Below are 24,704 nucleotides of genomic sequence, written 5' to 3'. Positions count from 1 at the left end.
ATGCCGAAGGGGTTCCACCCGTTCCCATACCGAACACGGAAGTTAAGACCTTCAGGGCCAAGAATACTTGGGGCGCAGGCCCCTGGGAACGTAGGTCATCGCCAGGTAAACAGCAAAAGGACTATCTCTAACGAGGTAGTCTTTTTGTGTTAGAACGAACGATTTTCAAGCATTTAAACGTCTATGGGGTCGAGGTTCCACCCCTTCGATCCACACGGCTGGAATAACATCATTGAAACACATGGATGGATGCAGCCTCTAAAACTCTGCCGTGTACCCACATTGAAGGCGAGGATCAGGAACGTTTGCAGGGAATTCAAAATCGAATGTCGAATGCCATCCCTATATTATAATTATAAATCTGAGGGGGAGCGGCGAAAGTGAAGAAGATAATACGCATACTTTGTGTCCTAATGCTGTTTGGGCTATCGCTTTTTCAGAATCATGACATTATATCGTCACACACGATGAATAACTCCGAGATAACTCAGGCCGACCTCTCTTTCGCAGTTTTAGGAGATGTTCATGGCAACAATGATAGCCTTCAAAAGGCAATCTATGATCTATATAGCATTAATCCAAAAATGAACGCTCTGATACTAAATGGAGATACAGTGGATCAGGGGATAACTGAACAATACGCTGCGCTTAAAAGGACTCTCTCTAAAAATAGGTCTTTATTACCCAAAACGATCATCAGAAATATTGGGAATCATGAATTTTTCAACTATAATATCGAAAAAAATACTTCCCAGGATGTGAAGACCTTTATCAGTCGCTACCTTGAATTCGCGGGTGAAGAAAAGGTCTATCACGATCGTTGGATTAATGGTTATCATTTTATCTCTTTAGGGTCTGAGGATGGTAATTCCTATACCCTTGATTCCATTAGAGCTTATATCTCGGTTGAACAACAGACATGGTTAAAGGACAAATTAGCCAAAAATTATCTATCGGGTAAACCAATGTTTGTTTTTCTCCATCAACCATTCAATAGTAACCCCAATAACGGATGGGTTGAATCAGATCAAAGTGACAATCTTAAAAAAATACTTGCCCAATATCCGGAAGTCATACTTTTTAATTCACACACTCACGCTGATTTGACGGATAAAAGTGTGGTATTAAATCAACCTTATACTAAAGTCCATACTGGTGCGGTACATTATACCATTGTGCAGCATGCGCAAGGTCAAGGTAGAACGAGAGAGCCACTCATAAAGGGATTGTATATAGAAGTCTATGGAAACACGGTCGTAGTAAAGGGAAGAGATCTGAAAGAAAAATCTTGGCTTTTCACCGAAGTTATCTCAAATTAACCGATAGTATAAACGAGTCTGTGTCACTTCAATAAGTCCTGTGCTAACATAAAATAAATAAGCAAACAAATGCCCACAGCTGAGCTGTGGGCATTTGTTTGCTTATTTATTTTGGAGCATTAACATGATTAACCATACGTTCAATCATTTGAGGAAGCTTGCTCTCTATTTGAGTAGCTTCGTCTGCTGTAATCTTTTTACTTTTAAGGGCTTGGTCCAAATCTGCTTTCATAATTGATTGAACCTTGGAGATCAGAGCATTTTTTTCAATGCCCTTTTCTTTGGCTATTTCGACAAGGGACATGCCACTTTTTAGTTTGTCTTTAAGCTGAGTTTCTTCCACACCTAGAAAAGCTGAAATTTGCTGCCGAACAGCCTTAAATTCATTTCTTTTGCCAACGTCTCCTCTAGGCCCAGTCAAAGATTTGTTTACTAGGTTGGCAGCTTTTTCAGAAGTTTTTGCTTTAAGCTCAGTAGCCTTTTCGTTGCTCAGCTTTCCGTTTGTTACAGCATCATTAATGTTTTTGTCAAATTCCGCTTTAATCTTTTGCGTTAATATATCAGCAGTGATTCCCTTGGCGACTGCAATTTGAGCCAAAGTTTTACCGGACTTCAATTCCTGTTCGAGTAATTTGGGGTCCATTTCGAGAATTTTGGCAAACGAAACTCCGCAATTTCGTCTATGATGAACCTTAGCCTTATCCCCGACTTTATCAGTTGAAACAATTCCGGTAGTGGGCGGAGTTGCATTGGTGGCTGGAAGCGCATATGCAACCCCAGCACTCATTGTCATAGCTAAAACTCCTGTAATTAAAATAGTTGTCTTTTTCAAGTTCATTTTTCGTCCCCCTTTAATTTAGTTAGTTTGTGTTTAACCACTATAGTAGTATTTGGCTAATCACTTAAAATAATCTGATCATAGTGTCCAGATTTCCTTAAGATTTTGTGAAGATTAATTATTTTAACTTCGGCCTTCGCAATGATCTTAGAATGGGGATGCAGTCCGTTGCTTCTTGATCGGGAGGGCTTTGTTGACCATTAACAAGCTTTGTAGTATTCTTCAAACAGCCGTTGTACTAACTTAACTATGACAATCTCAAAAGTAGTTTACACGTTGGAGGGATTTCTAAATGGAAGATAGAATATCAAGTTTAAAAATACTACCCCCTAATTTCCCGAAAAAATTCGACATGCTTTCGTTTGATAATAAAATATTCAAACCTGAAGATTCTTTTACTGGGGGTATTATTAGTAATAGCTTAATAGAGAATCAAACTGCCGATCATGTATCCTTTAAAGAACTAATTTTAAAAAATGTGACATTTAAAGAGGTTTCATTTAAGTACCTTGATTTAACAGATGTTAAGTTTGAAAACTGTGATTTATCGAATCTGGATCTAAGCGAGTCTGTCCTACATAGGGTAGAGATGATTAACTGTAAAATTGTTGGAACGAATATGAGTGAATCTGCTCTGAGAAATGTACTGTTTGATAACTGCAATGGAAGTTATGCTTTATTTCGTTTTTCGGATTGTAAGCAAGTAATTTTCAATAATTGTTTATTATCTAATGCTGATTTTTTTAAATCTAAGTTTTTAAAAGTAGGTTTTAACAATTCTAATTTACAGCAGACCGGAATGTCAGGAACAAAACTAAAAGGAATTGATTTAAGTAGTTGTAAACTAGATGGGTTAGGGGTAACCGTCGAAGACCTATATGGATGTATTGTTTATCCTGAACAAGTAATATCTTTCTCAAAGCTTTTGGGACTTGTAATTAAAAGCTAGCTAATAGGGGTATGTATAGGGGCTATTTGCTTTTTGCTGACGGATACTATGCATAATAAGAGCATATCATTGCAGAAGAAGTAAAAGGAGGATATTGAACTGAAAATTTTTCGGCATTTGGTGAATTATCAAACGTAAAAAGGCCTTACAAGAACAAGAAGCCATGAGTTCTGTGCCAAATGACAAAAAGGAACCACTCTTCAGATCAGGAAGATCTGAAGAGTGGTTCCTTTTTCGTATCTCTGAAGAGTCGAATTGCCCTTGAGGGAAAGCAGATCGAGATGGCATGACTGATAAAAGAAATGGTAGTATGAGGTTTATAACGTATTAGTTTGAAAGGTTCCTTGTTTTCATAGCTCTACTCATACCACTACCATTACGTTGCCCGGCACCAGCGCCCATTCCTTGCCCCTGTCCAAAACCTAAGCCTTTTCCTTGGCCTGTTGTCGCAGTGCCAGTTGCGTCACAAGTTGCCTGGTTAGCCTTCATGGAATTATAGAGTGTATCCGCCTGTTCTTGAGTCAAATAGCCATCCTTTACCCTTTGATCAAGAGCCGCCTTTTTCTGCTCGAAATTCTCAGCTTTGAACTCATCTAATTTTCTTACATCTTTAGCAATGGCTCCATAGGTTTTACCTGCTGCTCGCGCTGCCATAACTTGGTCTACGGATTGACCGGTCAACCCAGCGACAATACTCGCTGGCGAAGTTGAGCCAGTGGTATAGGAAGCACCGGCTACTCCTACCACTCCTACAATTCCAATAATTGTGGCAGCTGCCACGAGTTTCTTAAAGTTTTTCATACAAATATGCTCCTTTTCGATTTGGTTTGATCTAACCCGTGTCTCAATATTATCGAAAGATTATGGCAAAAGTTTGTCAGATGTTTGAAACAACTATGGCATTTCATTTATTTGCCTTAAATATGACACAAACTGGAATTGAATTAATGATAAACTATATAGGAGGGGGAATGATTTTGACCAAGTATCTACTCATTGCGGATGATAATGAGGGCATCCTTGATATATTAACGACCTATGTCACCAAAGAAGGGTATTCGCCGATTGTTGCGCATGATGGTGAAGAGACAATTAAGAAGTTTATCGAATATAAACCATTGCTTTTACTGTTGGATGTCATGATGCCTAAAAAAGACGGTTTTGTGGTTTGCCGAGAGATTCGCCAAAGTTCAAATGTACCAATTATCATGATAACGGCCAAAGGAGAAGATGGAGATCGCATCATGGGGCTTGATATTGGTGCGGATGACTATATTGTAAAACCTTTTAGCCCAGGAGAAGTCATGGCGCGAATTCGTGCTGTTTTAAGGCGCCTTGAGTTTTCTGATGAACAAGGCGGAGAGGTTATCTATCACCCAGGCCTAAAAATTAATTTATCGGACTATGAGGTCTTGATTGAGGGACAGGCAATAAGTCTTACTAAGAAGGAAATCGAAATTTTATGGGTTTTGGCATCCAACCCAGGAAAGGTTTTCTCGCGAGATAACCTTTTGAACAGTGTGTGGGGTTATGAGTATTTTGGCGATGCACGAACTGTGGACACCCATATCAAACGGCTTAGATCAAAAATAAACCTTCCTGAAACCTTTAGCTGGGATATTAAAACCATCTGGGGTGTAGGATATAAATTTGAGGTCAAACATGCTTAAAAATAAAATTGCCTTTAAATTAACGGCAGCTTTTGTCATCATTGTGCTCATCTCGATGATGGCCATAGGGATATTCTTTATTCAAATGTTTAGGCAATATGCTTTTGATAGCCGGGAAAAGACTATGTTGGCTAGTGCAAGAAGTATTTCGGTTGCTGTGGCCGAGTACATCCAAAGCATGGATCTGAACAGTCCGAACGGTATCAATGGCATGAATGGCCAGATGCGCGGTTTTGGGGGATACATGCGCTCTCTTGATACTTTAACTGAATCTAAAGTATGGATAACTGACAAAAAAGGTAACTTATCACTAATGTCTGGAATGGGGTCAGGCATGGGCATGGGGCAGGGGAAAGGAAAGGGTATGGGTCAGGGTTCTTTGACAAATTCAGTTCCCTTACCTGAGGAGGCTGAAAACGTCATTCAAGAGGTTCTCTCCGGAAAGGAATCCATCAGCGAAAGTTTTAGTAGCGTCTATAACGAAGCAACGATAACTGTGGGCGTCCCGATCGTTGATTCCAATCAGGCAACCATTGGCTCCGTGCTTCTCCATTCACCTGTAATAGGCGTTACAGAAACGCTGAACCGTGCCGTGCGTATTTTACTGATTAGTCTTCTAGCCGCATTACTTCTTGCGGTAGGATTAGGGATATTTTACTCCCTGCTCTTTACCCGTCCCTTGCACGCAATGAATCGAACTGCGCTAGAAATAATGAAGGGGAATTATTCAGCAAGAACAGGGGTAAAGCGCACGGATGAATTGGGGCAGCTTGGGAATTCACTCGACCTTTTGGCTAATGAGCTAGGCTCTACAATAAATGAGCTTTTTCAAGAGAAAGGAAAATTAAAGGATATCATATCGAGTATTTCCGAAGGGATCATTGCCTTTGACACGCGCCTTAAACCAGTGAGTGCTAATTACTCTATCTCGGAAATTATGAATAGACCCTCTCCGTATTTGCCAGAAGACATAGAAATGGACCTCAATCATCTAGAAATTGAGGCCCAACTTAAGAACGTTATGAAAAGAAAGATGTCCACGAAACTACTGAAAGATTGGGCGGGTAAAAAACTCATGTTTACCTTTTCACCCATTCTGGACAACAATGGTAAGATTACAGGAAGTGTTGCGTTGGTTCAAGATATCAGTGAAAGTATGCGCCTTGAACAACTACGACGGGATTTTGTGGCTAATGTGTCCCATGAATTCCGTACTCCCCTGACAGTCATCCGTGGATCCATTGAAGCATTGGTGGATGGTACTGTTGGAAAAAGCGAGGAAATTAAGCGTTACTACCAAAGGATGCTTTCAGAAACGCGTGGGTTGGAACGTTTGGTGGGAGACCTGTTGGAGCTTTCCCGCCTTCAATCCGGTAAAATTACGATGAATAGGGAGAAACTTCATATCCCGAGTCTACTTTCGGACGTTATAAAGGGTCTTCAGACAATCGCGGGGAAAAAGGGGATTGAGATCAACTATCTGTCTAAGCAAGATGTCCCTCCATTTTTGGGGGATTATGATCGTTTGCGGCAACTGTTTGTTATCTTTATAGACAATGCTATCAAATATTCCCCATGTGACACCAAGGTGACGGTTGAAACAACGCTGCTTGAGCTTAATACGCTTTCGGTCATAATTCGCGATCAGGGGTATGGTATTGAAGCCGATGAACTAACCCATATCTGGGATCGTTTTTACAAAGTTGATAAATCCCGAAAAGGTAAAGGCACAGGGCTGGGCCTTGCTATTGCTAAGCATTTGATAGAGCTTCATGATGGGAGGGTTTCAATGCAGAGCGAACTTGAAAAGGGTACTGTAATAGAAATAAAACTGCCCCTAATCGTAAATGGTTCAAAGGAGCACTTCGCTAACTTCGAGAAAAAGCGATAGTCATTAATGGATCTAATTACTCGTGTGTCGAAGAGAAATTAATGGCCTGATTGTTTAATAGTATAGGCTTCTACCGCGTCGGTAAGCATTTCTTTCCAAGAACTAAAGTTGGTCGTCTTTGCCACATGAATGTCGATGTCTTCATCTGGGATAGCCTCATAATCTTCTTCTGAATTTACTTCAAATCCGCCCGATGATAATAATTCTTCGATGGATTCAAACTGTGTGTACCGTTGCATAAATTCAGAGGTAAAAAGTTCGGTGAATAATATCGAACCTTCGGTACTGTCGTAGCCCTCAATTCCTTCTTCCACAAGCTTCACCTCCAGTAATGGTTAGTCTGTTCATGTTTTGACGAGAATCTTGGGGTATGAATTAGGTTTGCTTTACAAGGTTAGTATTATACATAAAGTTCTAATGTGAAGAGAACACTGGAGTCACTTAAGATTCTTCCAAGTATAGTCTACAGACAAGATGCCAATGGGGTTTTCTGTGACGTTCCAATTCTGCTTCTTAGCCACCTCTGGTTTTCTGAAACAAATTAAATTACTATAATGTCCAAATGCACGACAGATGGAAGGTCTTGCCGAATGAATGCTGCATTTATTTTTATCAAGATCATAGAAAATACAGGTTCCATAATACCGAAGCTGATTTTTTAACTTCAAACGATATTGATGAGGCATCTCCATAATTCGATTTTTAATATCCTTTAACTCTTGCTGTGTTACTGGAACAGGACCACAACATAACCCCTTGCAGCTTGCACATGGAAGGCTTTCCAAATAGATTAACCTCCTAATAATTACATTAATTGGCTTGTAATACGTTTATAACTAAACAAAATGGACCAATTTGTTTATATAATAAAACAATGTAGTATTAGTTGTCAATCAAATTGGCTAAATATTATAACATAAAAATAATTATTTGTCAATATCAAATATCCATAAACTCTAATAGCATAAAGTCCTCTGCATCCCTCTTGATTTGATAGAGGATCTTATGGACATGTTAAACCTAAAAAAGAGGGAGTACCCCAAAGAGACAACCATTAAGATGGTTGTCTCTACTTTGTCCTTGTAAGCTATGGTAGCCGAAAATGGAGCACATTACGGGATTACGGTTCAGCAACTATAGCAAACTAGACATCATTGGATATTCCTCGTCGTCCACTGTTCCGCCACTGCTAAAGCGTACCCCGCTATTTAAAAAGGATGACCTAAAAACTGACCCATTACCAAATCTCGCACGTATCGAATCGACAGCCTGATCCACGGCCCTTTCTTTAACATAATCCCTTTCAAAAAAAGCTAATTGCTGAAAATCATTCTGACATAGCTCTGAAACCCTTACTCCCAAATGTCGAACCGGCTCACCTTTCCATAACTCGTCAAACAATTCGCAAGCAATCTTATGAATCGCATTTGTACAATCAACTGCAGAGAAGATCTTCCTCTGGTGCGAACAATTATAAAACTCGTTCGTCCTTAATGAAATAGATACCAATCGAGTACAATAACCTGATTGCCTTAACCTTGCGGCAACAGTTTCAGTCAATGACAACAGGACCAAATGGGCAGTCGTTTTATCCTCAACGTCAAAAGCAATTGTCGTAGAGTTGCCAATTCCCTTAATCATTGGTCTACGGCATTCCCTCACTGGGCTTGCTTCATTTCCGTTTGCGTAATTCCAGACCAACATTCCATGACTCTTTAGAAAGAGCTTAATGATCTTAGGGTCATAATGGGCTAAATTCCCAATTGTATTAATACCCCTGTTCCGCATCTTCTTAGTAGTTGCCCGACCAACCATAAACAGTTCCTCAATCGGGAGAACCCACATTTTCTCTGCAATCTCGTCTGGGAAAATAGTATGTACTTTATCGGGTTTCTTAAGCTCTGAAGCCATCTTAGCCAAGATCTTGTTCGTACTAATACCGACATTGACAGTAAAACCCAGCTCATGTTTGATACGATTTTTAATCAAATAAGCTGCCTTAACGGGGTCTTTAAAAAGGCGTTCCATGTTCGTGAAATCCATAAAATATTCATCAATGCTGTATTGCTCAACAAAGGGTGAGTACTCCCTTAAAATATCCCCAAAAGCTTTGCTACACTGCATATACAACTTATAATTCGGTGGCGCTATTATTAACTCTGGGCATTTCGCTTTGGCAGAGTAGATGGTTTCCCCTGTCTTAATATTAAATTTTTTGGCGGGAATCGACTTCGTTAAAACAATTCCATGCCGAGTTTCTGGATTGCCGCCGATTACTGAAGGTACGGACCTCAAATCAAGCGAATCGCCATGCTGTAATCGATGAACGGCTTCCCAAGACAAATAGGCACTATTCACGTCAATATGAAATATAATCCTTCGGCTCATGCACTTCACCCTATTTCTTAGAATACTTGTTTCTATTGTAACAAAACACTTGTTCTAGGTAAAGAGAATACATTCGCCAAATAATAGAAAATAACTATACATTCTGTTAAGTCGACCAGCCGATCTGCGAATATCAAATCTAAGGCACTACTTGTTGACAAGGCTGCGAATCTGGTTTTGTCGCAGTGGTATATAAATGGGAAGTAATAACTATAAGCTTCGATTGTTGGGCGTTTAGTGAAGCCGGTAGTGGCTCCATATACCTTAAGCAACTTTATATAGAGGAATCTCTCTAAAGACCCGCAGATAAATCAAAATAAGAATGCCATCTACTGGCATCCTTATTTTGATTGCATTTTTTGGCAACATAAAATAGGCCCCGCCTTGGAGCAAGGCGGGGCCTATTTTATGATTTATTCGGAACCCGACAGACGTCACAGCTACATAGACTATAATCACGTACTGTGGGGGACTGAGCAAGTACCCGCTTTACTTCAACTCAGGACAACTAGGTTCTCCCACACCCTACTAAGGTCACTGACGGTGCTAGGGTTGATAAATGGAACCGCCAGGGACGTGGCGTATTTGCCATATCCGAGCGAACCCTTTGTCGATTGGCACCTTTTTTGTTGTCGGTCTACCGGGTAGCCCCAAGAATCTAGCCAAAAAGGAGGTTCAACTCATGACCATGCTGGCAATGGAACAATGGGGTGATTTGGTCATTGTTTTGATGTTTTTTCGGAAGCGTTCATATCTAATACAGCAGTATCCAAGAAAGTCGTCGCCATTGTAATGTCTGATTAAAGCCCAGGCCGTCCAGAGTAAATCTTGTGCCATCATAAAGCTTTTTATTTTTAATTCTTCCATAGGAGTCAGTGGACGGCTGAAGTAGTTCTGAATTAAATGGTGGATAGCTTCTGCGGATAGTTTGGATTCAAGAATGTAGGCTGCCACATCCCAACAGGGATCGTTCATTCCAGAATATTCCCAGTCTATTAGATATGTTCTGCCAGTATCGTCAATGATAAAATTTTCAGGCACTGTGTCATTGTGACAGGGGGCCAAGATAGTATTTTTGATGTTTTCTTGGACAAAAGTGACTAATCGGTCTTTTAGGGTTGAGTAATCAAAGAAAAAGCCGCCGTGTAGTTGTTGGATAATCAGTTCGTATTTGGAAAGCTCCGTTTGCCAATCGAAGCGGTTTGAAAAATGTTTTGGAGAGGAGTGGATTTTTTTCATTATATTAGAAACGGATTCCAGGTTTTTGGGAGAAGAAGGATCAGAGTTAGCCATGTTTTGGCTGTTTTTTATGTATGTGCTTACTTTGATTCCGCTGTATTCATCAAAGTAAATGCAATCAGAGTTCACGCCGAACTCTGAGGCAATATTATTATTGACACTTTCCATTTTTCGATCAATAATCTGTTCCGTCATGCCGCCGGGCTGCCTGATGACATATTCGATACCCTTAATGTTCATTATGTAGTTGTAATTGGTAAGTCCGCCGGTAAAACGGGATTTGTCGAATACAATGCTTTCATCGTGAAAAGCATGGCGCAGCTTTTCTTGGACTAATTCTTCCATTCTCATATATAACTCCACCAAGGTTTTGAAACTTGGATTTTAGGATTATTTTTAATTTACTTTAGCAAAAAAACCTAACAAAATCAATGCATTTCTGGACCAATGGATTCAGGTGGCTTAGGCTTGTCGTGAAATTTCCCGGTTTAGTAGTTTTTAAAATGTGATTTAAAGATAAAAGGTGTTTTTAACTCGATGAATTCATGAATTTGGAACGTTTATATCGATTGTGCAATAAAATACTCTTTGTACAAGAAATCGATTTTGTTAGATATAATAATGCTAATTATATCTATATATTCTTCAAAAAAACAATTTCTGCATGCGATATTATAAAAGCAACAAATTATCGGCTGATAAAAAAGATGAAAATAACAATCCTTGAAATTTAAATCTATAGAGAGAGGGGTTGTTTCAATGGAATATTTTGGAGAAGAGGCATTGGGTCTCGTTGAAACAAGAGGTATGGTTCCGGCAATTCAAGCAGCGGATGTCATGTGTAAAACGGCTGACGTTGTTCTTGTTTCGTATGAAAATGTGGGTTCTGGGCTTGTCACGGTTATGGTTAAAGGCGATGTGGCTGCAGTGAGGTCAGCTGTAGAAAACGGTGCAGCAGCGGCAGCAGCCATTGGCGAGGTGACAGCCTCCCATGTTATGCCCCGCCCCATCAGCCGGGTAGGCAAGATTGTTTCGAGACATGACATTGATGCGGAATGAACATTGATTAGTTTGGAAAGGGGTATCCGTGTGGACAAGAACAGTGCTTTGGGGTTCATAGAAACGTATGGCCTGGTTTCGGTGCTAGAAGCTGCGGATGCCATGTGCAAGGCTGCGGATGTGGAATTGATTGGTTATGAAAATGTGGCTTCCGGTTTAATTTCCGTCGTGATTCGTGGTGACGTAGGAGCGGTGAAAGCGGCTGTAGAGGCTGGCATCAAAGAAGCCAGCAAGGTGGGCAAGATCTATAGCTCCAATGTCATTGCCAGGCCGCATGCGGACGTAGAAAAGATTATCGCTAAACACGTTATTGACTGGTAGTTTAACGCATTTGTTGAACCTTTGATTCTGCGAGCGGAAAGGGGAGAGTGACTGAGATATGAATAGGATTGACAATGATTTGCTCTCCGTCCAAGAGGCTCGGATTCTTGTGGAAAACGCCCGCGAGGCTCAAAAGGTACTGGCGACTTTCCCCCAGGAAAAACTAGATAATATTGTCGGGCATATGGCTGAAGCAGTGTATAACTATGCCAGGGAACTTGCCATTATGTCCTATGAAGAAACGGGATTTGGTAAATGGCAGGACAAGTTTGTCAAAAATGTTTTTGCGAGCGATTTTCTGTATAAGAAAATCAGGGACATGAAGGTTGTTGGGATTATTGGTGAAGACAAAGAAAACAAGACCATGGATATTGGCGTACCCGTTGGAGTGATTGTCGCATTGCCTCCTTCAACGAACCCTGCATCCACGACAATATATAAAGCACTGATTGCCATAAAATCTGGTAACGCTATTGTTTTCTCTCCTCATCCTAAGGCCAAAAAAACGATCGCCAAGGTGCTTGATATACTAATACGGGCTGCGGAGGAAAGTGGATTACCAAGTGGTGCTATCGGATATTTGCGAACACTGGCTGTGGACGGTACAGTTGCATTGATGAACCACAAAGACACATCGCTTATTCTGATTACTGGTGTACCCAAGATGGTCAGTGCGGCATATACATCCGGTAAACCAACCATTTATGGTGGCCCGGGTAATGGACCAGCCTTTATCGAGCGTTCAGCTGACATAAATCAGGCCGTGGAAGATATTATTGCCAGCAGAACATTCGATAATGGAATTGTCTCAGCCTCGGAACAATCCATTGTTGCTGAGGGTTGTATCGCCGATGAAGTAAGGCAAGAACTCAGGAGAAGTGGAGCTTATTTCATGTCAGGACAGGAATCGGAACAGCTTAGTAAGCTTTTTTTTCGTCCCGATGATAGTTTGAATCCGGAAATTGTCGGTAAATCAGCTATTGAGGTGGCTCAGCAAAGTGGCCTATGTGTCCCGGCAAATACAAAAGTATTGATTTCCGAACAAAAATATGTATCTCCTAACAATCCGTATTCTAGAGAAAAGCTTTGCCCGGTTCTGGCATTCTACGTTGAAAAGGATTGGATGAATTCCTGCGAAAAATGCATAGAATTGCTTATTAATGAGGGTCGGGGACATACCTTGGTGATTCACTCGAAGAATGAGGCTGTGATTCGTGAATTTGCCCTAAAAAAACCTGTATCAAGAGTCCTGGTGAATACTCCCGCATCATTAGGGGGTATAGGAGCGACAACCAATCTCTTTCCGGCATTAACCTTGGGTTGCGGCGCAGCAGGGGGCGGCTTTACTTCTGATAATGTCACACCCATGAACTTGATTAACATCCGAAAAGTCGGCTATGGTGTGCGAAAGCTGGAGGATATAACAAAGGGTGTACAGGCGGGAGAGATTCCTGAAAAAAACGGAAATTCACGCTCTGACAATCAGAGTTCCATAGAAAGTTCGCACGATTTGAAAGAATTGCTCGAAAAATTACTTGAGCAACTTCGATAACGCTGAGCCAATAAGAATTTATCCTACTGAATAAAGTGAGAAGGAGAAAAAAGTTGGATATTAAAGAGTTTTCAAATAAATTTGCGGATGCAACCAAGAATTTGTCTTTGGAAGAAACGGCTGCCATCATGAAGCTGTTTCAGGGGATCTCCAAGGAACTATCCGTAAACAGTACTTCGACGAATAGCGTGACGAAATCGCCGGTGTTTGAAGGGGAAATTACGGGGCTAACGCCACGTTTGGAACGACTGAAAGCAGCTTATTTAAAAGTTAAACCCAGTATTAGTACCTATCGTGCTAGAGCTTTCACTCAAGTAACCAAAGAAAATTCGGGCCTGCCCAAAATACTTCTGCGGGCAAAGTGTTTCAGAAAAGCTTGTGAGACAGCTCCCTTAGTGATTCAAAACGATGAGTTGATTGTCGGACATCCCTGCGGGAAAGCGAGATCCGGTGCTGTATCCCCTGATATTGCCTGGAGATGGATTCGAGATGAACTGGACACCATGTCAACTAGAACACAGGATCCTTTTGAAATAAGCGAAGAAGACAAACGGATTTTAAGAGAAGAGATCTTCCCCTTCTGGGAAGGTAAGAGTGTGGATGAAATCTGCCAGCAACAATATGAAGATGCTGGCGTGTGGTCTTTTTCTGGAGAAGCTTATGTCAGTGATCTTTCTTATCATCAGATTAATGGCGGTGGCGATACCGCTCCAGGGTATGATGTAATCCTGATTACGAAAGGCATTGATGGTGTAAGGCAGGAGGCTGTTGAGAAATTAAGCAGCTTGTCCATGGTGAATCCAGAGGACATTGATAAGATTTACTTCTATAAGGCTGAAATTGAGACTTGTGACGGAATTTTGGCCTATGCCAAGCGACTTTCTAATTATGCAAAAGAGCTGGCTGACAGAGAGCAAGATTCAGCCCGCAAGAAAGAGCTTTATAAAATTTCCGATGTTTTGACTTATGTACCAGCCAATCCACCCCGGACCTTCCATGAAGCGCTCCAGTCAGTCTGGATGCTGGAGTCCCTCTTTGCAGTGGAAGAAAACCAGACCGGTATTTCTCTCGGACGCTTGGACCAATACGTTTATCCTATGTTTAAGGCCGATATGGAAGCTGGGCGCATGAACAAACTGGAAGCCTTTGAATTGTTGAGTTGTTTTATTATTAAATGCTCTGAAGTCATGTGGTTGTCCAGTGAACTGGGAGCAAAATATTTCGCGGGCTATCAGCCGTTTGTCAACTTAACAATTGGCGGGCAGAAGAGAACTGGCGGTGACGCAACCAATGATCTAACATATCTGATCATGGATGCCGTCCGCTTTACCAAAATGTATCAACCGTCCCTAGCTTGTCGGATTCACAACAAATCGCCACAACAATATCTGAAGAAAATTGTCGATGTTGTTAAAGCAGGGCTTGGTTTCCCCGCCTGTCACTTTGATGATAATCACATTAAGATGATGCTGATTAAGGGCTTTTCCATTGAAGATGCACGAGATTACTGCTTGATGGGCTGCGTTGAAGCCCAAAAGTCCGGCAGAATCTATCAGTGGACCTCCACCGGTTATACCCAGTGGCCCATTGCCATAGAATTTGTTCTGAATCGAGGCATCATGAAGTGGCATAAAACCATGCAAGGCCTTGACAATGGAGATCTTGACAATATCAAGACCTATGAAGAGTTTGATGCTGCTTGCAAAAAGCAAATCGAACATATTATCCGCTTATCTGCCATCGGAACTCTTGTCAGCCAGCGGGTGCACAGAGAGATTGCTCCTAAACCGCTTACGTCCCTGCTGGTGGAAGGTTGTATGGAAAAAGGTACCGATGTTACAAGCGGTGGAGCCTTAATCAATTACGGACCCGGCCTTATCTTCTCCGGCCTCGGAACCTATGCCGACTCTATGGCTGCCATTAAAAAACTGGTCTTTGATGACAAGAAATACACACTGAAACAAATTCGGGATGCCTTGGCCGCGAATTTTGTAGGCTTTGAAACCCTGCGCACCGAATGCCTGAATGCACCAAAATATGGCAATGATGATGACTATGCTGATGAAATTGCTGCAGATCTCGTATCTTGGACTGAAAGGGTTCACCGCTCCCATAAAATGTTGTATTCACATCTTAGCCATGGTACCCTCTCTATTTCCAACAATACCCCCATTGGGGAAATTACTGGAGCGACAGCCAATGGTCGCCTTGACTGGACACCACTTTCTGATGGAATCAGCCCTACACAAGGAGCCGATAAGTTCGGACCCACTGCTATCATTAAATCGGTTAGCAAACTGGATAATGAATCTATGAATATTGGCATGGTGCACAACTTCAAACTGTTACGTGGGATTCTGGAAACACCAGAAGGAGAAAATGGCCTGATTACCTTGCTCAGAACAGCATCCATTCTTGGTAACGGTCAGATGCAATTCAGCTATGTTGACAATGAAGTTTTGAAGAAAGCCCAACTTGAACCTGAAAAGTATCGAGACTTGATCATTCGTGTCGCTGGGTATAGTGCATACTTCGTAGAACTGTGCAAAGAAGTACAGGATGAAATTATCAGCAGAACTGTGTTGGATCATTTTTAATTAAAGTTGCAGTAGACACTTTTAAGGGATGGGGACATTATGAGTACAGAAACCAATAGCATCTTAGAAAGAAGAGCGAGAATCTTCAATGTCCAGAAATATTCCATCTATGATGGACCTGGCGTTAGAACATTAATTTTCTTCAAAGGGTGTCCTCTGAGATGCCTTTGGTGTGCGAATCCCGAAGGACTTGAACGAAACTATCAGGTCATGTTCAAAGCAGATTTGTGCATTGACTGTGGCGACTGTATTCCAGCTTGTCCCGTCCACATCCATTATTTCCCGGATCCAGAAGACGGGCAACAACGAACCCGGCTCGAAAGCCCTAGGCATAAAGTCAATAGGAGTATCAACTGTGTGGGGTGCCGAAAATGCGAAACTGTCTGTCCTAAACAGGCACTGTCCATTGTCGGCTCGGATAAAACTATTTCCGAAGTTCTGGAAATCATCCAACAAGATGCGCTCTTCTACAATAGTTCAGGTGGAGGAGTCACTCTTGGGGGAGGGGAAGTCATAGCACAGCCTGAATTTGCCACCAACCTGCTGATGGAATGCAAACGTTTGGGAATCCACACAGCCATTGAAACCTCTGGATATGCAAAACTGGACTCCCTACTCATGATAGCCCAGTTCACCGATTTATTTCTGTATGATATTAAGCACATTGATTCTGAGCGGCATTCCGAACTTACGGGAGTGCGCAATGAACGTATTCTGGATAACCTAACGGAACTCATACGCCGTGGATTTAATGTCAAAGTCAGGATGCCTCTCATTAGGGGATTGAATGATAGTGAAGACACCCTCGCCAAAACCCTGAAATTTCTACTACCCTTCAAACGATATAAGAACTTTCAAGGTATCGACTTGCTTCCCTATCATAAATTGGGTATCAACAAGTATAAGCAACTGGACATGAACTACGCTATCACAGATGATTTAAGCTTTAAGGAAGATGAGCTTGATGAACTCGAAGAGTTTATCAAGGGTTATGACTTACAAGTTAAAGTCATCAAACATTAAAACTATAGAGCGGACGGAGGGATTTTATGAGTGGGGCCGATGAATTTGATCGAAAACGTATTATCCAGGAATATGTGCCCGGCAAGCAAGTCACGCTGGCTCACATCATAGCTTCGCCCGTACAAGAGATTTATGAACGCCTGGGAATTGAAGAAACAGGAGCGATTGGAATTTCGACCCTCACTCCGAGTGAGACGGCAATAATAGCAGCCGATATTGCCACGAAGACATCGGACATCGAGATCGGTTTTCTAGATCGTTTTACAGGATCGCTGGTCATATCTGGTGATGTAGCAAGTGTAGAGGCAGCTATGATGGCCATTAATGACACCTTGGAAAAGCTGTTAGGCTTCACGCCTGCCAAAATAACACGCACATGAAGAAGCGAATTATGGTCGTCGGACCGACCAAATCTGGTAAATCCACACTGACCAATGTTTTAAATGAGTCCGCTAGACCCTTGAAAAAGACCCAGGATGTTATTTATGGAAAAAACACCATTGACACACCGGGTTCGTATCTTGAGAACGCTTCTATGTACAAATACCTTATCTCGACAGCACAAACTGCATCGCTTATGCTCCTTCTTGTGGATCAATCTAGACTCATTGAAGTCTACCCGCCCGGTTTTGCCAAATCGTTTACTTGTCCCGTCATAGGGGTAATTACCAAGATAGATTTGGCTCCCGAAAATGCCAATTCGTGTATTCAACAGTTAAAACGTATCGGGATTATAGAGCCTTACTTCTGGATTTCTCTGAAAGACAATACGGGCGTAGAAGCCTTGAAACAATATTTACTTGGGAAACAAGAAACATCTAAAAAAAACTGATGTTCTTTATATAGATAGAATCTTTGTGTTTACGTTGATACATGTTCCTGTATTTATCGCCTCAAACTATAAGCGATGGGTAATTAGGTAGAAGGAGATTTTGAGGAAGGGTAGGTGAGGCAATGAAATTCATCACAGAAATGGAATTGCGAGATTTATATAAAACAGGACCCTTTGCTACTTATGTTCTACAACCAGATACCAAGATTACACCGGGAGCCCGTCAATTTCTTACGGACAGACGTGTCACGCTGGTACAGGCTCAGTGTAAGGACGACAAGAAATCTAACAAAGACGAGACGAGGCAGACACAGGGACGAGCAAACTGGTGTACCCTGGGATTGCGTCGAAGAATGGACAGCATCGAATCCTTATTTCTCCTTATTGCGGCAGAAGTTTTACACGCTGGAGACACTGTTCTGTCAGAAGAAGTCATGGCACTGGGCAAATGCTTCCGGAACGTGCAAAATGCGGAATACGAACAGATAGCCCCGGAAAACCTTCAATTTTGGGGATGGTCAGAAGAAGAAATTAAACTACGATCCGATCATATGGAAAAATACGTTAACATTGCTCAGTTTCATGTGGGATTAGAAAACGGAAAAGCGATTGCTCTGTTAAATTACTTGCGAGCCTCCCTCCGAGAGGTCGAACCAGCCCTTTTGGAAACCTATTGGAACGAGGAGAAGCAACTCTGCTCACGGCAAGATCTGATTGATACAGTCAATCTGATCATTAACATACTCTGCATGATGATGTGGAAGTCTTCAGGAGGACAAAAATGGAAATGGTAAATTCAGCGTTTGAATACTGCGACCAACTTGTTCGTGATTTTGAGGACGTCATCACAACACCCATCTTGAATAAATCCTCCGTTTATTACACTGGTGTTGACCTGGGAACAGCCTATATTGTCCTGGCAGTTCTTGATGAGAATTATAAGCCTGTTGCCGGCGCTTATCGATTTGCTAGTGTTGTCAAAGATGGCATGGTGGTGGATTATATCGGTGCCATTCGAATCGTCAAAGAATTAAAACAAGAACTCGAAGAGAAACTGGGTGCAGAGCTGATCTATGCAGCAGCGGCGCTTCCTCCAGGAACCGTTACACTTGACTCAGGCGCAATCAAACATGTAGTACAGGGAGCTGGTTTCGAAGTTACTAATGTGTTGGATGAACCGACGGCAGCCAATGCCGTACTTAAGATTAAAGACGGTGCAATTGTCGATATCGGCGGCGGCACGACGGGGACTGCCATTCTGAAAGACGGCAAAGTGATTCATGTCGACGATGAACCTACAGGTGGCACTCACTTTTCTCTTGTCATTGCCGGTGCCTATAAAATGAGTTTTGATGATGCGGATCAATATAAACGGGATTTCAAAAACCATAGGGAATTGCTCCCTGTATTACGCCCTGTCATCGAAAAAGTCTCATCTATTATCAGCCGCCACATTAGTCAATACCCTGTCAAAGAAATTTACCTGGTCGGTGGAACCTGTTGCCTAGAAGGAATCGAAGATATTATCGCCAAACAAACCAACCTTCCTACCTATAAACCGCAAAACCCTATGTTTGTGACACCCTTGGGTATTGCTCTTAACTGCACACAGGAAATACTTTAGGCAGGAGTGACATTTACACATGGACTTTCGAATTATAAAATCTCCTTCCAGTGGGACTGTGGATCTGCTCTTTCGTCGCAAAGGCTCTGCCTCAACGATTCCCATTGAGAACTACGATGCTGTAGGTTTGGTTCAAGGGAAGCTGATTGATATGGTTTTCGCTGCCGATATTGCAGAGAAAGCAGCAGGAGTCGTCGTGGAAGACATTAAAGGTCAATGTCCCCAGAATATGATTATGATTGCTATTTTTGGGGATACGGCGTCGGTGGAAGCCGCTATTCATGAGATACAATATAAATTTAATGAAGTAAAAACAGGTGAGATTCAATGATAGCGGCAAAAGTAATAGATAGTATCTGGTCAACCAGAAAGGCTGATTCCCTCGTAGGACTGAAGTTCATGTTGGTGGAGGTCCTCGGTGGTATTGATGCAGGGCGTATCCTGATCGCTGCCGACACTATCGGCGCCGGCATTGACGAACGAGTGCTTATCTGTATTGGCAGTGCGGCCCGTAGAATGTTGGGTCGGGACGATGTACCGATTGATGCAGCCATTGTAGGAATCATCGACGAAGATTGCAAGTTCTAGAGAAAAACTGGAGGTGGGAAACGTTGGATCTACTAAACATACTCAAGGATGCAGGGGTTATCGGGGCGGGAGGCGCTGGATTTCCAACTCACGCCAAACTAACGTCTAAAGCCGAGTATATATTGCTTAATGGAGCAGAATGTGAACCCCTGCTCAGAGTGGACCAGCAATTGATGGAGCAGTTTCCTGATGAAATCATCCGGGGAATGGAAGCGGCGGGACGATATATTGAAGCTCGCAAAGCCATCATTGGTATCAAGGGCAAACACAAAGAGGTCATTATCCTCATGCGAGAAAGAATCGTCGCTCTGGGACTATCAGATTACATGGAAGTCATGGAACTTCGGGATATCTATCCTGCGGGTGATGAACAGGTTCTGGTTCATGAACTGACTCAAAGAATTGTTCCAGAAGCTTCTATTCCCCTGAAAGTGGGCTGTGTCGTAATCAATGCAGAAACAGCACTAAATATATGGAATGCCATGGCCGGGAACCCTGTCACAGAAACGTATATCACCGTCGCCGGAGATATTCCACACCGCATGACCCTCAAAGTACCTGTGGGAGTATCCATTCGGGAAGTCATTGCACAATGCGGTGTGGAAACGATTGATGATTACGCTGTTATCGACGGTGGTCCCATGATGGGATCTATCATGAACAACATCGATGGGTTTGTCACCAAAAAAAGCAAAGGCTATGTACTACTAAAAAAAGATCACTTTCTCATTCGGAAAAAATCCGTCGGTCTTGATCGAGCAAGAGTCATTGGTAAAACCGCCTGTGAACAATGTCGTATGTGTACTGATCTGTGTCCTCGCTATCTCCTAGGACACAATATGCAACCCCATAAAGTTATGCGTGCTCTGAGCTACAATCTAGAGGACGTGAAAGAACAACAAATTGCCCAATTATGTTGTGAATGTAATGCCTGCGAATTATTCTCCTGTCCGGCAAATCTCCATCCGAAATCCGTCAATATTCTCTACAAGCAGAAGCTGGCAGAACAAGGTATTAAATATCAGCCGATACAGATGGATTTCCAAGCTCGATCGGCCAGAGACTATCGTCTTATTCCGAGCAAACGTCTAGTCATCAAAATTGGCTTAACAGCCTTCGACAAACCGGCCCCTATGACTCAAGTCGAATTTCGACCTGAATATATCCAGATCGCTCTACGACAGCACATTGGAGCGCCGGCAATTCCTGTCGTCGCCGTAGGCGAACAGGTGAAAGCCGGGCAACTGATCGGTAAAATTCCGGACAACAGTCTCGGAGCTACCGTTCACTCCAGCTTCAATGGTACTGTGATAGAGCTCCGAGATAATTCTATTGTGATAAAGGTGGGTTAGTATGTATAGTGCAATAGGTATGATTGAGCTTACTAGTATTGCTAGAGGAATTTATGCGACCGATTTGATGCTTAAAACAGCCTACGTTGAAGTGGTCAGCGCAACCCCCGTCTGTCCGGGAAAATATATCGCGATCATCAAAGGGGACGTTGGCGCTGTAGAAAGCTCTATCAGCGTCGGCGTAGAAAATGCAGGAGAATATTTGGTCGATAGCTTTATCCTCGCCAATGTTCATCAGGGCGTTTTCCCGGCCATCACGGCCACAAGCATGCCTGATGCAATCGGGGCTCTAGGGATCATGGAATGTTTCTCCCTGGCATCCATGATCATTGCTGCTGATGCAGCACTCAAAGCTGCTGATGTACAGGCCTTGGAACTACGTTTGGGTAGTGGATTGGGCGGCAAAGCCTACTTCACCTTCACTGGAGATGTTGGCGCTGTAGAAGCAAGTATTGAAGCCGGGAAAGCAATCGCTATCGAGAAAGGCTTGTTAGTGGATGTTGAAGTAATTCCTTCGCCATCTGAAAAATTATGGGAATCGCTATTCTAAATTACAATCATATTCTTCTTGCTTATACGATTGAAAGGAGGTGCGAAATTGAAGAAACTTGTTTCTGCAAACGAAGTGAAAGCAGTAGCAGCAAAGGGGCAAAAACTTTTCTGCGTAGACTGCGATACTATTATTACACCGGCAGCTAAGGATCTAGCTAGGGAACTGGGTGTGGAATTTACAGCAGACCCTTCTGCTGCAGGAGATCACACTGGTACCGAAAGTGGCTTGCCGAAGAAAGATAGCAGGCAAAACGAGATCGACCCAGATATGATCTTTCAAGTTGTAAAAGCGGTATTAGCCAACAGACTCCTGGCAAGTGTTCCTAACCCATCTCCCGAAACTCCCTTCAGGGCAGAGGGTGACCCGAGTGGACTGAAAATCGTGCGCGGCAGGACAGTGAAACTCGAGACCTTTGAAACGGGCGATCCGAGCACGAACGTAGCTTATCGTGAAGTGGTCAGTAAAGATGATTCCCAAATGAGTGCAGGCTTTTTGACCATAGAGCAATCTAGCTTTGAGTGGGAATTGTGCTATGAAGAAATTGATATTGTTCTCGAGGGAAGCCTGTCCATCACTATCAATGACGAGACTTATCACGCTCACCAGGGAGATGTCCTCTTCGTACCCAAAGGTTCCAAAGTAACCTGGAGTTCGTCTGATTATGTCAAACTCTTTTACGTAACTTACCCGGCGAACTGGGCTGATCTTATGGCGCAACAATAGGAGGGTAAGCTATGCAGGCTCTTGGCTTAATTGAGACACGAGGACTCCTTCCTGCTATTGAATGTGCAGATGTCATGCTCAAAACGGCTCAAGTGGATCTCGTGGGGAGGACCTTTGTAGGTGGCGGTCTCGTAACAATTGCTGTAACGGGTGATGTGGGAGCAGTTAAAGCCGCTGTGGAAGCAGCTGTAACAGCGGTTGAAAAGATAGGCCGCTTGTCCTTGGTTTCTCAACATATAATTCCCAGACCGCACCAGGAGATTGAAGGTATAGTCGCGGTAAGGGTAAATTCTGTTGAGGATCAACCAAACTTTTTTCAGGACTCTGATCCAATCACTAGCTTAAATGATTCCTTGCCAAAGCAGGACACCGCTGCACAATCGATAGAACCAGCTAAAACCACAAAAGAAAGCTCTAAATCCCAGCAAATCATGCTGAGTCAACTCCGCAAAGAGGGAGTAGATGCTTTCGTACAGGAATTTGGACTTGAAAAGGGTGTGGACATCCTAAAATCGATTTCCGTGGTAAAACTTCGGAATCTGGCGAGAGAATACAAAGAACTCGGCGTCGCAGGTAGAGCCATTTCAAAAGCTAACAAAGAATTACTTATTCAGAAACTGAAGAGATATTACGAGCGGGGGAGCGAAAAATAACTTTAAGTGCCTGCAAATAAGTAAAGAGTGTAGGAAGGAATAGCAGATGGAAAACTTTGACTATGATTTACAATCCGTGCAAGAGACCAGAAATCTTGCTCGTCAGGCTAAACTGGCGCAAACGCAACTTGCAAAATTCAATTGCGAGCAAATTGACGTAATCATCCGTAATATGGTAAAAGTGGCAGAGGAGAATGCTGTTTCTCTGGCAAAAATGGCGGTTGAAGAAACAGGATTTGGTAAAGTAGAAGATAAAATCTTCAAAAATCGTTTTGCTTCCACAGAACTTTATGACTTCATCAAACCCATGCAAACCATCGGAGTCATTAAAGACGATAAGGTCAACAAACTCATTGAAATTGCCGAACCGGTAGGTGTACTCATGGGAATTGTTCCCTCAACCAATCCTACATCTACGGCCATTTACAAATCGATTATCGCCATTAAATCCCGTAACGGGATAGTGTTCTCACCACATCCTTCGGCTCTCAAATGTACGCTGCAGGCAGCCAGATTGATGAATGATGCGGCTGTAGCGGCTGGAGCCCCAGCCAATATTATTGGCTGTATCTCAAAACCCTCGATGAATGCGACCAATGAACTCATGAAATGCGATGAAGTCGCCATGATTATCGCCACGGGTGGTTCAGCCATGGTAAAGGCTGCCTATAGCGCGGGGAAGCCGGCATTGGGTGTAGGTCCGGGCAACGTTCCGGCCTATATCGAAAGAACTGCCAATATTTCGAAAGCCGTTAAAAATATTATTGCTAGTAAAACGTTTGACAATGGCACTATTTGTGCATCCGAGCAATCGGTGATTGTTGAAGAATGCATGCGTGACCAGGTTATGGAAGAGTTCAGACGTCAAGGTGGTTACTTCATGACCCCCGCGGAAACAAATCAAGTTGCTAAAAAATTGTTTGTTCGCGGCCATGCTATGAACGGGAAAATGGTCGGGAGGTCCGCTGCAGTCATCGCAGACGGTGCCGGTATAGCCATTCCACCGGGAACAAAAGTCTTGTTAGGTGAACAACAGGGCGTGGGTGAGGAATACCCCCTGTCTTATGAAAAATTGACGACTGTGCTGGCGTTTTATACCGTAAAAGATTGGCAGGAAGCTTGTGATCTGAGCATTAAACTCTTGAATAATGGTGGTGTCGGGCACAGCCTTTCCATTCATACGGAAAATCATGAAATGGTCATGAAATTCGCTGAAAAACCGGTATTTAGGATTTTGGTCAACACAGCATCCAGCCAAGGTGGTGTAGGCGCAAGTACCGGACTTTCCCCAGCCTTTACACTGGGTTGTGGTACTTGGGGTGGAAGTGCAACCTCCGATAATGTAACCCCTCTGCACTTGATCAATATCAAACGTGTGGCTTATGGAATCAAAGACTTCACCGAAAACACGACCCCTTCCTTCTCGGCCAGCGTGGCACAGAGCGCTAGTCTGAGTGGCATCAGTGATGATCAGATTATGAACGTTGTGAATGAAGTCATTTTGCTCCTGAAAAAACGAGGTGATAACTAAAG

Annotated in this window: 26 protein-coding genes and 1 rRNA gene; 21 read left to right on the top strand and 6 right to left on the bottom strand. The window is 42.7% G+C overall.

Translation table 11 applies throughout. The features are described from left to right. Both rrf and E4K68_RS08175 read left to right on the top strand, forming a co-directional pair. Window positions 1-107, top strand: a 5S ribosomal RNA gene (rrf, locus tag E4K68_RS08180); the annotation flags it as partial. A gap of 273 nt (window positions 108-380) precedes the next feature. Next, window positions 381-1,319, top strand: coding sequence for a metallophosphoesterase (locus E4K68_RS08175; RefSeq protein ID WP_243450304.1), 939 nt, complete (start codon window positions 381-383; stop codon window positions 1,317-1,319). A 106-nt stretch (window positions 1,320-1,425) separates the two neighbouring features. Here the strand turns inward: E4K68_RS08175 and E4K68_RS08170 are convergent, their stop codons facing one another. Beyond that, the gene (locus E4K68_RS08170; protein ID WP_135378432.1) at window positions 1,426-2,157 is read right to left on the bottom strand and encodes a hypothetical protein; all 732 of its coding nucleotides are present in this window, start codon (window positions 2,155-2,157) and stop codon (window positions 1,426-1,428) included. 292 nt (window positions 2,158-2,449) lie between these two features. Between E4K68_RS08170 and E4K68_RS08165 the strand changes: the two genes are divergently transcribed. Continuing rightward, complete coding sequence (locus tag E4K68_RS08165) at window positions 2,450-3,106, top strand: pentapeptide repeat-containing protein (protein WP_135378431.1); 657 nt, start codon at window positions 2,450-2,452, stop codon at window positions 3,104-3,106. Between the two features lie 327 nt (window positions 3,107-3,433). Here the strand turns inward: E4K68_RS08165 and E4K68_RS08160 are convergent, their stop codons facing one another. Then, window positions 3,434-3,907 (bottom strand): hypothetical protein, encoded by a 474-nt coding sequence (locus E4K68_RS08160; RefSeq protein ID WP_135378430.1) that lies wholly within the window; start codon window positions 3,905-3,907, stop codon window positions 3,434-3,436. 173 nt (window positions 3,908-4,080) lie between these two features. On the opposite strand from E4K68_RS08160, the gene E4K68_RS08155 reads away from it, so the two are divergent. Both E4K68_RS08155 and E4K68_RS08150 read left to right on the top strand, forming a co-directional pair. Further along, entirely contained in the window at window positions 4,081-4,776 is a 696-nt protein-coding gene (locus tag E4K68_RS08155; protein ID WP_135378452.1) for a response regulator transcription factor, read from the top strand. After that, entirely contained in the window at window positions 4,769-6,667 is a 1,899-nt protein-coding gene (locus E4K68_RS08150) for an ATP-binding protein (RefSeq protein WP_135378429.1), read from the top strand. Before E4K68_RS08155 ends, E4K68_RS08150 begins: the two co-directional genes overlap by 8 nt. A gap of 38 nt (window positions 6,668-6,705) precedes the next feature. Here the strand turns inward: E4K68_RS08150 and E4K68_RS08145 are convergent, their stop codons facing one another. The 4 genes from E4K68_RS08145 to E4K68_RS08130 form a co-directional block, all read right to left on the bottom strand. Next, complete coding sequence (locus tag E4K68_RS08145) at window positions 6,706-6,981, bottom strand: hypothetical protein (protein ID WP_243450303.1); 276 nt, start codon at window positions 6,979-6,981, stop codon at window positions 6,706-6,708. A gap of 123 nt (window positions 6,982-7,104) precedes the next feature. Beyond that, entirely contained in the window at window positions 7,105-7,452 is a 348-nt protein-coding gene (locus E4K68_RS08140) for a YkgJ family cysteine cluster protein (protein ID WP_135378428.1), read from the bottom strand. Between the two features lie 349 nt (window positions 7,453-7,801). Continuing rightward, window positions 7,802-9,055, bottom strand: coding sequence for a DNA polymerase IV (locus E4K68_RS08135; RefSeq protein ID WP_135378427.1), 1,254 nt, complete (start codon window positions 9,053-9,055; stop codon window positions 7,802-7,804). 675 nt (window positions 9,056-9,730) lie between these two features. Beyond that, a complete protein-coding gene (locus tag E4K68_RS08130; RefSeq protein ID WP_135378426.1) occupies window positions 9,731-10,645 on the bottom strand; it encodes a choline kinase family protein in 915 nt (304 codons plus the stop codon). A gap of 408 nt (window positions 10,646-11,053) precedes the next feature. Between E4K68_RS08130 and E4K68_RS08125 the strand changes: the two genes are divergently transcribed. From E4K68_RS08125 to E4K68_RS08050, 16 genes are all read left to right on the top strand, one after another. Further along, the gene (locus E4K68_RS08125; protein ID WP_135378425.1) at window positions 11,054-11,353 is read left to right on the top strand and encodes a BMC domain-containing protein; all 300 of its coding nucleotides are present in this window, start codon (window positions 11,054-11,056) and stop codon (window positions 11,351-11,353) included. A 30-nt stretch (window positions 11,354-11,383) separates the two neighbouring features. Beyond that, a complete protein-coding gene (locus E4K68_RS08120; RefSeq protein WP_135378450.1) occupies window positions 11,384-11,674 on the top strand; it encodes a BMC domain-containing protein in 291 nt (96 codons plus the stop codon). Between the two features lie 58 nt (window positions 11,675-11,732). Then, complete coding sequence (locus E4K68_RS08115) at window positions 11,733-13,226, top strand: acetaldehyde dehydrogenase (acetylating) (RefSeq protein WP_135378424.1); 1,494 nt, start codon at window positions 11,733-11,735, stop codon at window positions 13,224-13,226. 53 nt (window positions 13,227-13,279) lie between these two features. Next, complete coding sequence (cutC, locus tag E4K68_RS08110) at window positions 13,280-15,823, top strand: choline trimethylamine-lyase (RefSeq protein ID WP_135378423.1); 2,544 nt, start codon at window positions 13,280-13,282, stop codon at window positions 15,821-15,823. A 39-nt stretch (window positions 15,824-15,862) separates the two neighbouring features. Further along, a complete protein-coding gene (cutD, locus tag E4K68_RS08105) occupies window positions 15,863-16,846 on the top strand; it encodes a choline TMA-lyase-activating enzyme (RefSeq protein WP_135378422.1) in 984 nt (327 codons plus the stop codon). A gap of 26 nt (window positions 16,847-16,872) precedes the next feature. Continuing rightward, window positions 16,873-17,226 (top strand): BMC domain-containing protein, encoded by a 354-nt coding sequence (locus E4K68_RS08100; RefSeq protein WP_135378421.1) that lies wholly within the window; start codon window positions 16,873-16,875, stop codon window positions 17,224-17,226. Continuing rightward, the gene (locus E4K68_RS08095; RefSeq protein WP_135378420.1) at window positions 17,223-17,678 is read left to right on the top strand and encodes a EutP/PduV family microcompartment system protein; all 456 of its coding nucleotides are present in this window, start codon (window positions 17,223-17,225) and stop codon (window positions 17,676-17,678) included. The genes E4K68_RS08100 and E4K68_RS08095 overlap by 4 nt, the downstream gene beginning before the upstream one ends. A 122-nt stretch (window positions 17,679-17,800) precedes the next feature. After that, window positions 17,801-18,472, top strand: coding sequence for a cobalamin adenosyltransferase (locus E4K68_RS08090; RefSeq protein WP_135378419.1), 672 nt, complete (start codon window positions 17,801-17,803; stop codon window positions 18,470-18,472). After that, window positions 18,460-19,302 (top strand): ethanolamine utilization protein EutJ, encoded by an 843-nt coding sequence (gene eutJ / locus E4K68_RS08085; protein WP_135378418.1) that lies wholly within the window; start codon window positions 18,460-18,462, stop codon window positions 19,300-19,302. The genes E4K68_RS08090 and eutJ overlap by 13 nt, the downstream gene beginning before the upstream one ends. Before the next feature lie 19 nt (window positions 19,303-19,321). After that, window positions 19,322-19,633 (top strand): BMC domain-containing protein, encoded by a 312-nt coding sequence (locus tag E4K68_RS08080; RefSeq protein ID WP_135378417.1) that lies wholly within the window; start codon window positions 19,322-19,324, stop codon window positions 19,631-19,633. Then, window positions 19,630-19,890 (top strand): EutN/CcmL family microcompartment protein, encoded by a 261-nt coding sequence (locus tag E4K68_RS08075; RefSeq protein WP_135378416.1) that lies wholly within the window; start codon window positions 19,630-19,632, stop codon window positions 19,888-19,890. Before E4K68_RS08080 ends, E4K68_RS08075 begins: the two co-directional genes overlap by 4 nt. Window positions 19,891-19,913: 23 nt before the next feature. After that, window positions 19,914-21,242 (top strand): 4Fe-4S dicluster domain-containing protein, encoded by a 1,329-nt coding sequence (locus E4K68_RS08070; protein WP_135378415.1) that lies wholly within the window; start codon window positions 19,914-19,916, stop codon window positions 21,240-21,242. A gap of 1 nt (window position 21,243) precedes the next feature. Next, window positions 21,244-21,792 carry a BMC domain-containing protein gene (locus tag E4K68_RS08065; protein WP_135378414.1) on the top strand — a complete coding sequence of 183 codons (549 nt, stop codon included), beginning with the start codon at window positions 21,244-21,246 and terminating at the stop codon, window positions 21,790-21,792. Between the two features lie 48 nt (window positions 21,793-21,840). Next, window positions 21,841-22,518: a cupin domain-containing protein gene (locus E4K68_RS08060; protein WP_135378413.1), complete on the top strand. Its 678-nt coding sequence runs from the start codon at window positions 21,841-21,843 to the stop codon at window positions 22,516-22,518. A gap of 11 nt (window positions 22,519-22,529) precedes the next feature. Further along, on the top strand, window positions 22,530-23,171 hold the full coding sequence (locus tag E4K68_RS08055; RefSeq protein WP_135378412.1) for a BMC domain-containing protein: 642 nt from the start codon (window positions 22,530-22,532) through the stop codon (window positions 23,169-23,171). A gap of 46 nt (window positions 23,172-23,217) precedes the next feature. Next, window positions 23,218-24,702 carry an acetaldehyde dehydrogenase (acetylating) gene (locus E4K68_RS08050; RefSeq protein WP_135378411.1) on the top strand — a complete coding sequence of 495 codons (1,485 nt, stop codon included), beginning with the start codon at window positions 23,218-23,220 and terminating at the stop codon, window positions 24,700-24,702. Window positions 24,703-24,704 lie beyond the last annotated feature (2 nt).

This window comes from Desulfosporosinus sp. Sb-LF (genome assembly GCF_004766055.1).
In the GTDB taxonomy this organism is placed as follows: Bacteria; Bacillota; Desulfitobacteriia; order Desulfitobacteriales; family Desulfitobacteriaceae; genus Desulfosporosinus.
The sequence above is the reverse complement of the archived record's forward strand: the minus strand, read 5'-3'. Positions and strand labels throughout refer to the sequence as shown.

Coding starts and splice junctions, on each gene's coding strand:
- E4K68_RS08170 (WP_135378432.1), bottom strand. CDS start 2,157: ATGAACTTGAAAAAGACAACTATTTTAATTACAGGAGTTTTAGCTATG.
- E4K68_RS08165 (WP_135378431.1), top strand. CDS start 2,450: ATGGAAGATAGAATATCAAGTTTAAAAATACTACCCCCTAATTTCCCG.
- E4K68_RS08160 (WP_135378430.1), bottom strand. CDS start 3,907: ATGAAAAACTTTAAGAAACTCGTGGCAGCTGCCACAATTATTGGAATT.
- E4K68_RS08150 (WP_135378429.1), top strand. CDS start 4,769: ATGCTTAAAAATAAAATTGCCTTTAAATTAACGGCAGCTTTTGTCATC.
- E4K68_RS08135 (WP_135378427.1), bottom strand. CDS start 9,055: ATGAGCCGAAGGATTATATTTCATATTGACGTGAATAGTGCCTATTTG.
- E4K68_RS08130 (WP_135378426.1), bottom strand. CDS start 10,645: ATGAGAATGGAAGAATTAGTCCAAGAAAAGCTGCGCCATGCTTTTCAC.
- E4K68_RS08125 (WP_135378425.1), top strand. CDS start 11,054: ATGGAATATTTTGGAGAAGAGGCATTGGGTCTCGTTGAAACAAGAGGT.
- E4K68_RS08115 (WP_135378424.1), top strand. CDS start 11,733: ATGAATAGGATTGACAATGATTTGCTCTCCGTCCAAGAGGCTCGGATT.
- cutD (WP_135378422.1), top strand. CDS start 15,863: ATGAGTACAGAAACCAATAGCATCTTAGAAAGAAGAGCGAGAATCTTC.
- E4K68_RS08100 (WP_135378421.1), top strand. CDS start 16,873: ATGAGTGGGGCCGATGAATTTGATCGAAAACGTATTATCCAGGAATAT.
- E4K68_RS08095 (WP_135378420.1), top strand. CDS start 17,223: ATGAAGAAGCGAATTATGGTCGTCGGACCGACCAAATCTGGTAAATCC.
- E4K68_RS08090 (WP_135378419.1), top strand. CDS start 17,801: ATGAAATTCATCACAGAAATGGAATTGCGAGATTTATATAAAACAGGA.
- eutJ (WP_135378418.1), top strand. CDS start 18,460: ATGGAAATGGTAAATTCAGCGTTTGAATACTGCGACCAACTTGTTCGT.
- E4K68_RS08080 (WP_135378417.1), top strand. CDS start 19,322: ATGGACTTTCGAATTATAAAATCTCCTTCCAGTGGGACTGTGGATCTG.
- E4K68_RS08075 (WP_135378416.1), top strand. CDS start 19,630: ATGATAGCGGCAAAAGTAATAGATAGTATCTGGTCAACCAGAAAGGCT.
- E4K68_RS08065 (WP_135378414.1), top strand. CDS start 21,244: ATGTATAGTGCAATAGGTATGATTGAGCTTACTAGTATTGCTAGAGGA.
- E4K68_RS08055 (WP_135378412.1), top strand. CDS start 22,530: ATGCAGGCTCTTGGCTTAATTGAGACACGAGGACTCCTTCCTGCTATT.
- E4K68_RS08050 (WP_135378411.1), top strand. CDS start 23,218: ATGGAAAACTTTGACTATGATTTACAATCCGTGCAAGAGACCAGAAAT.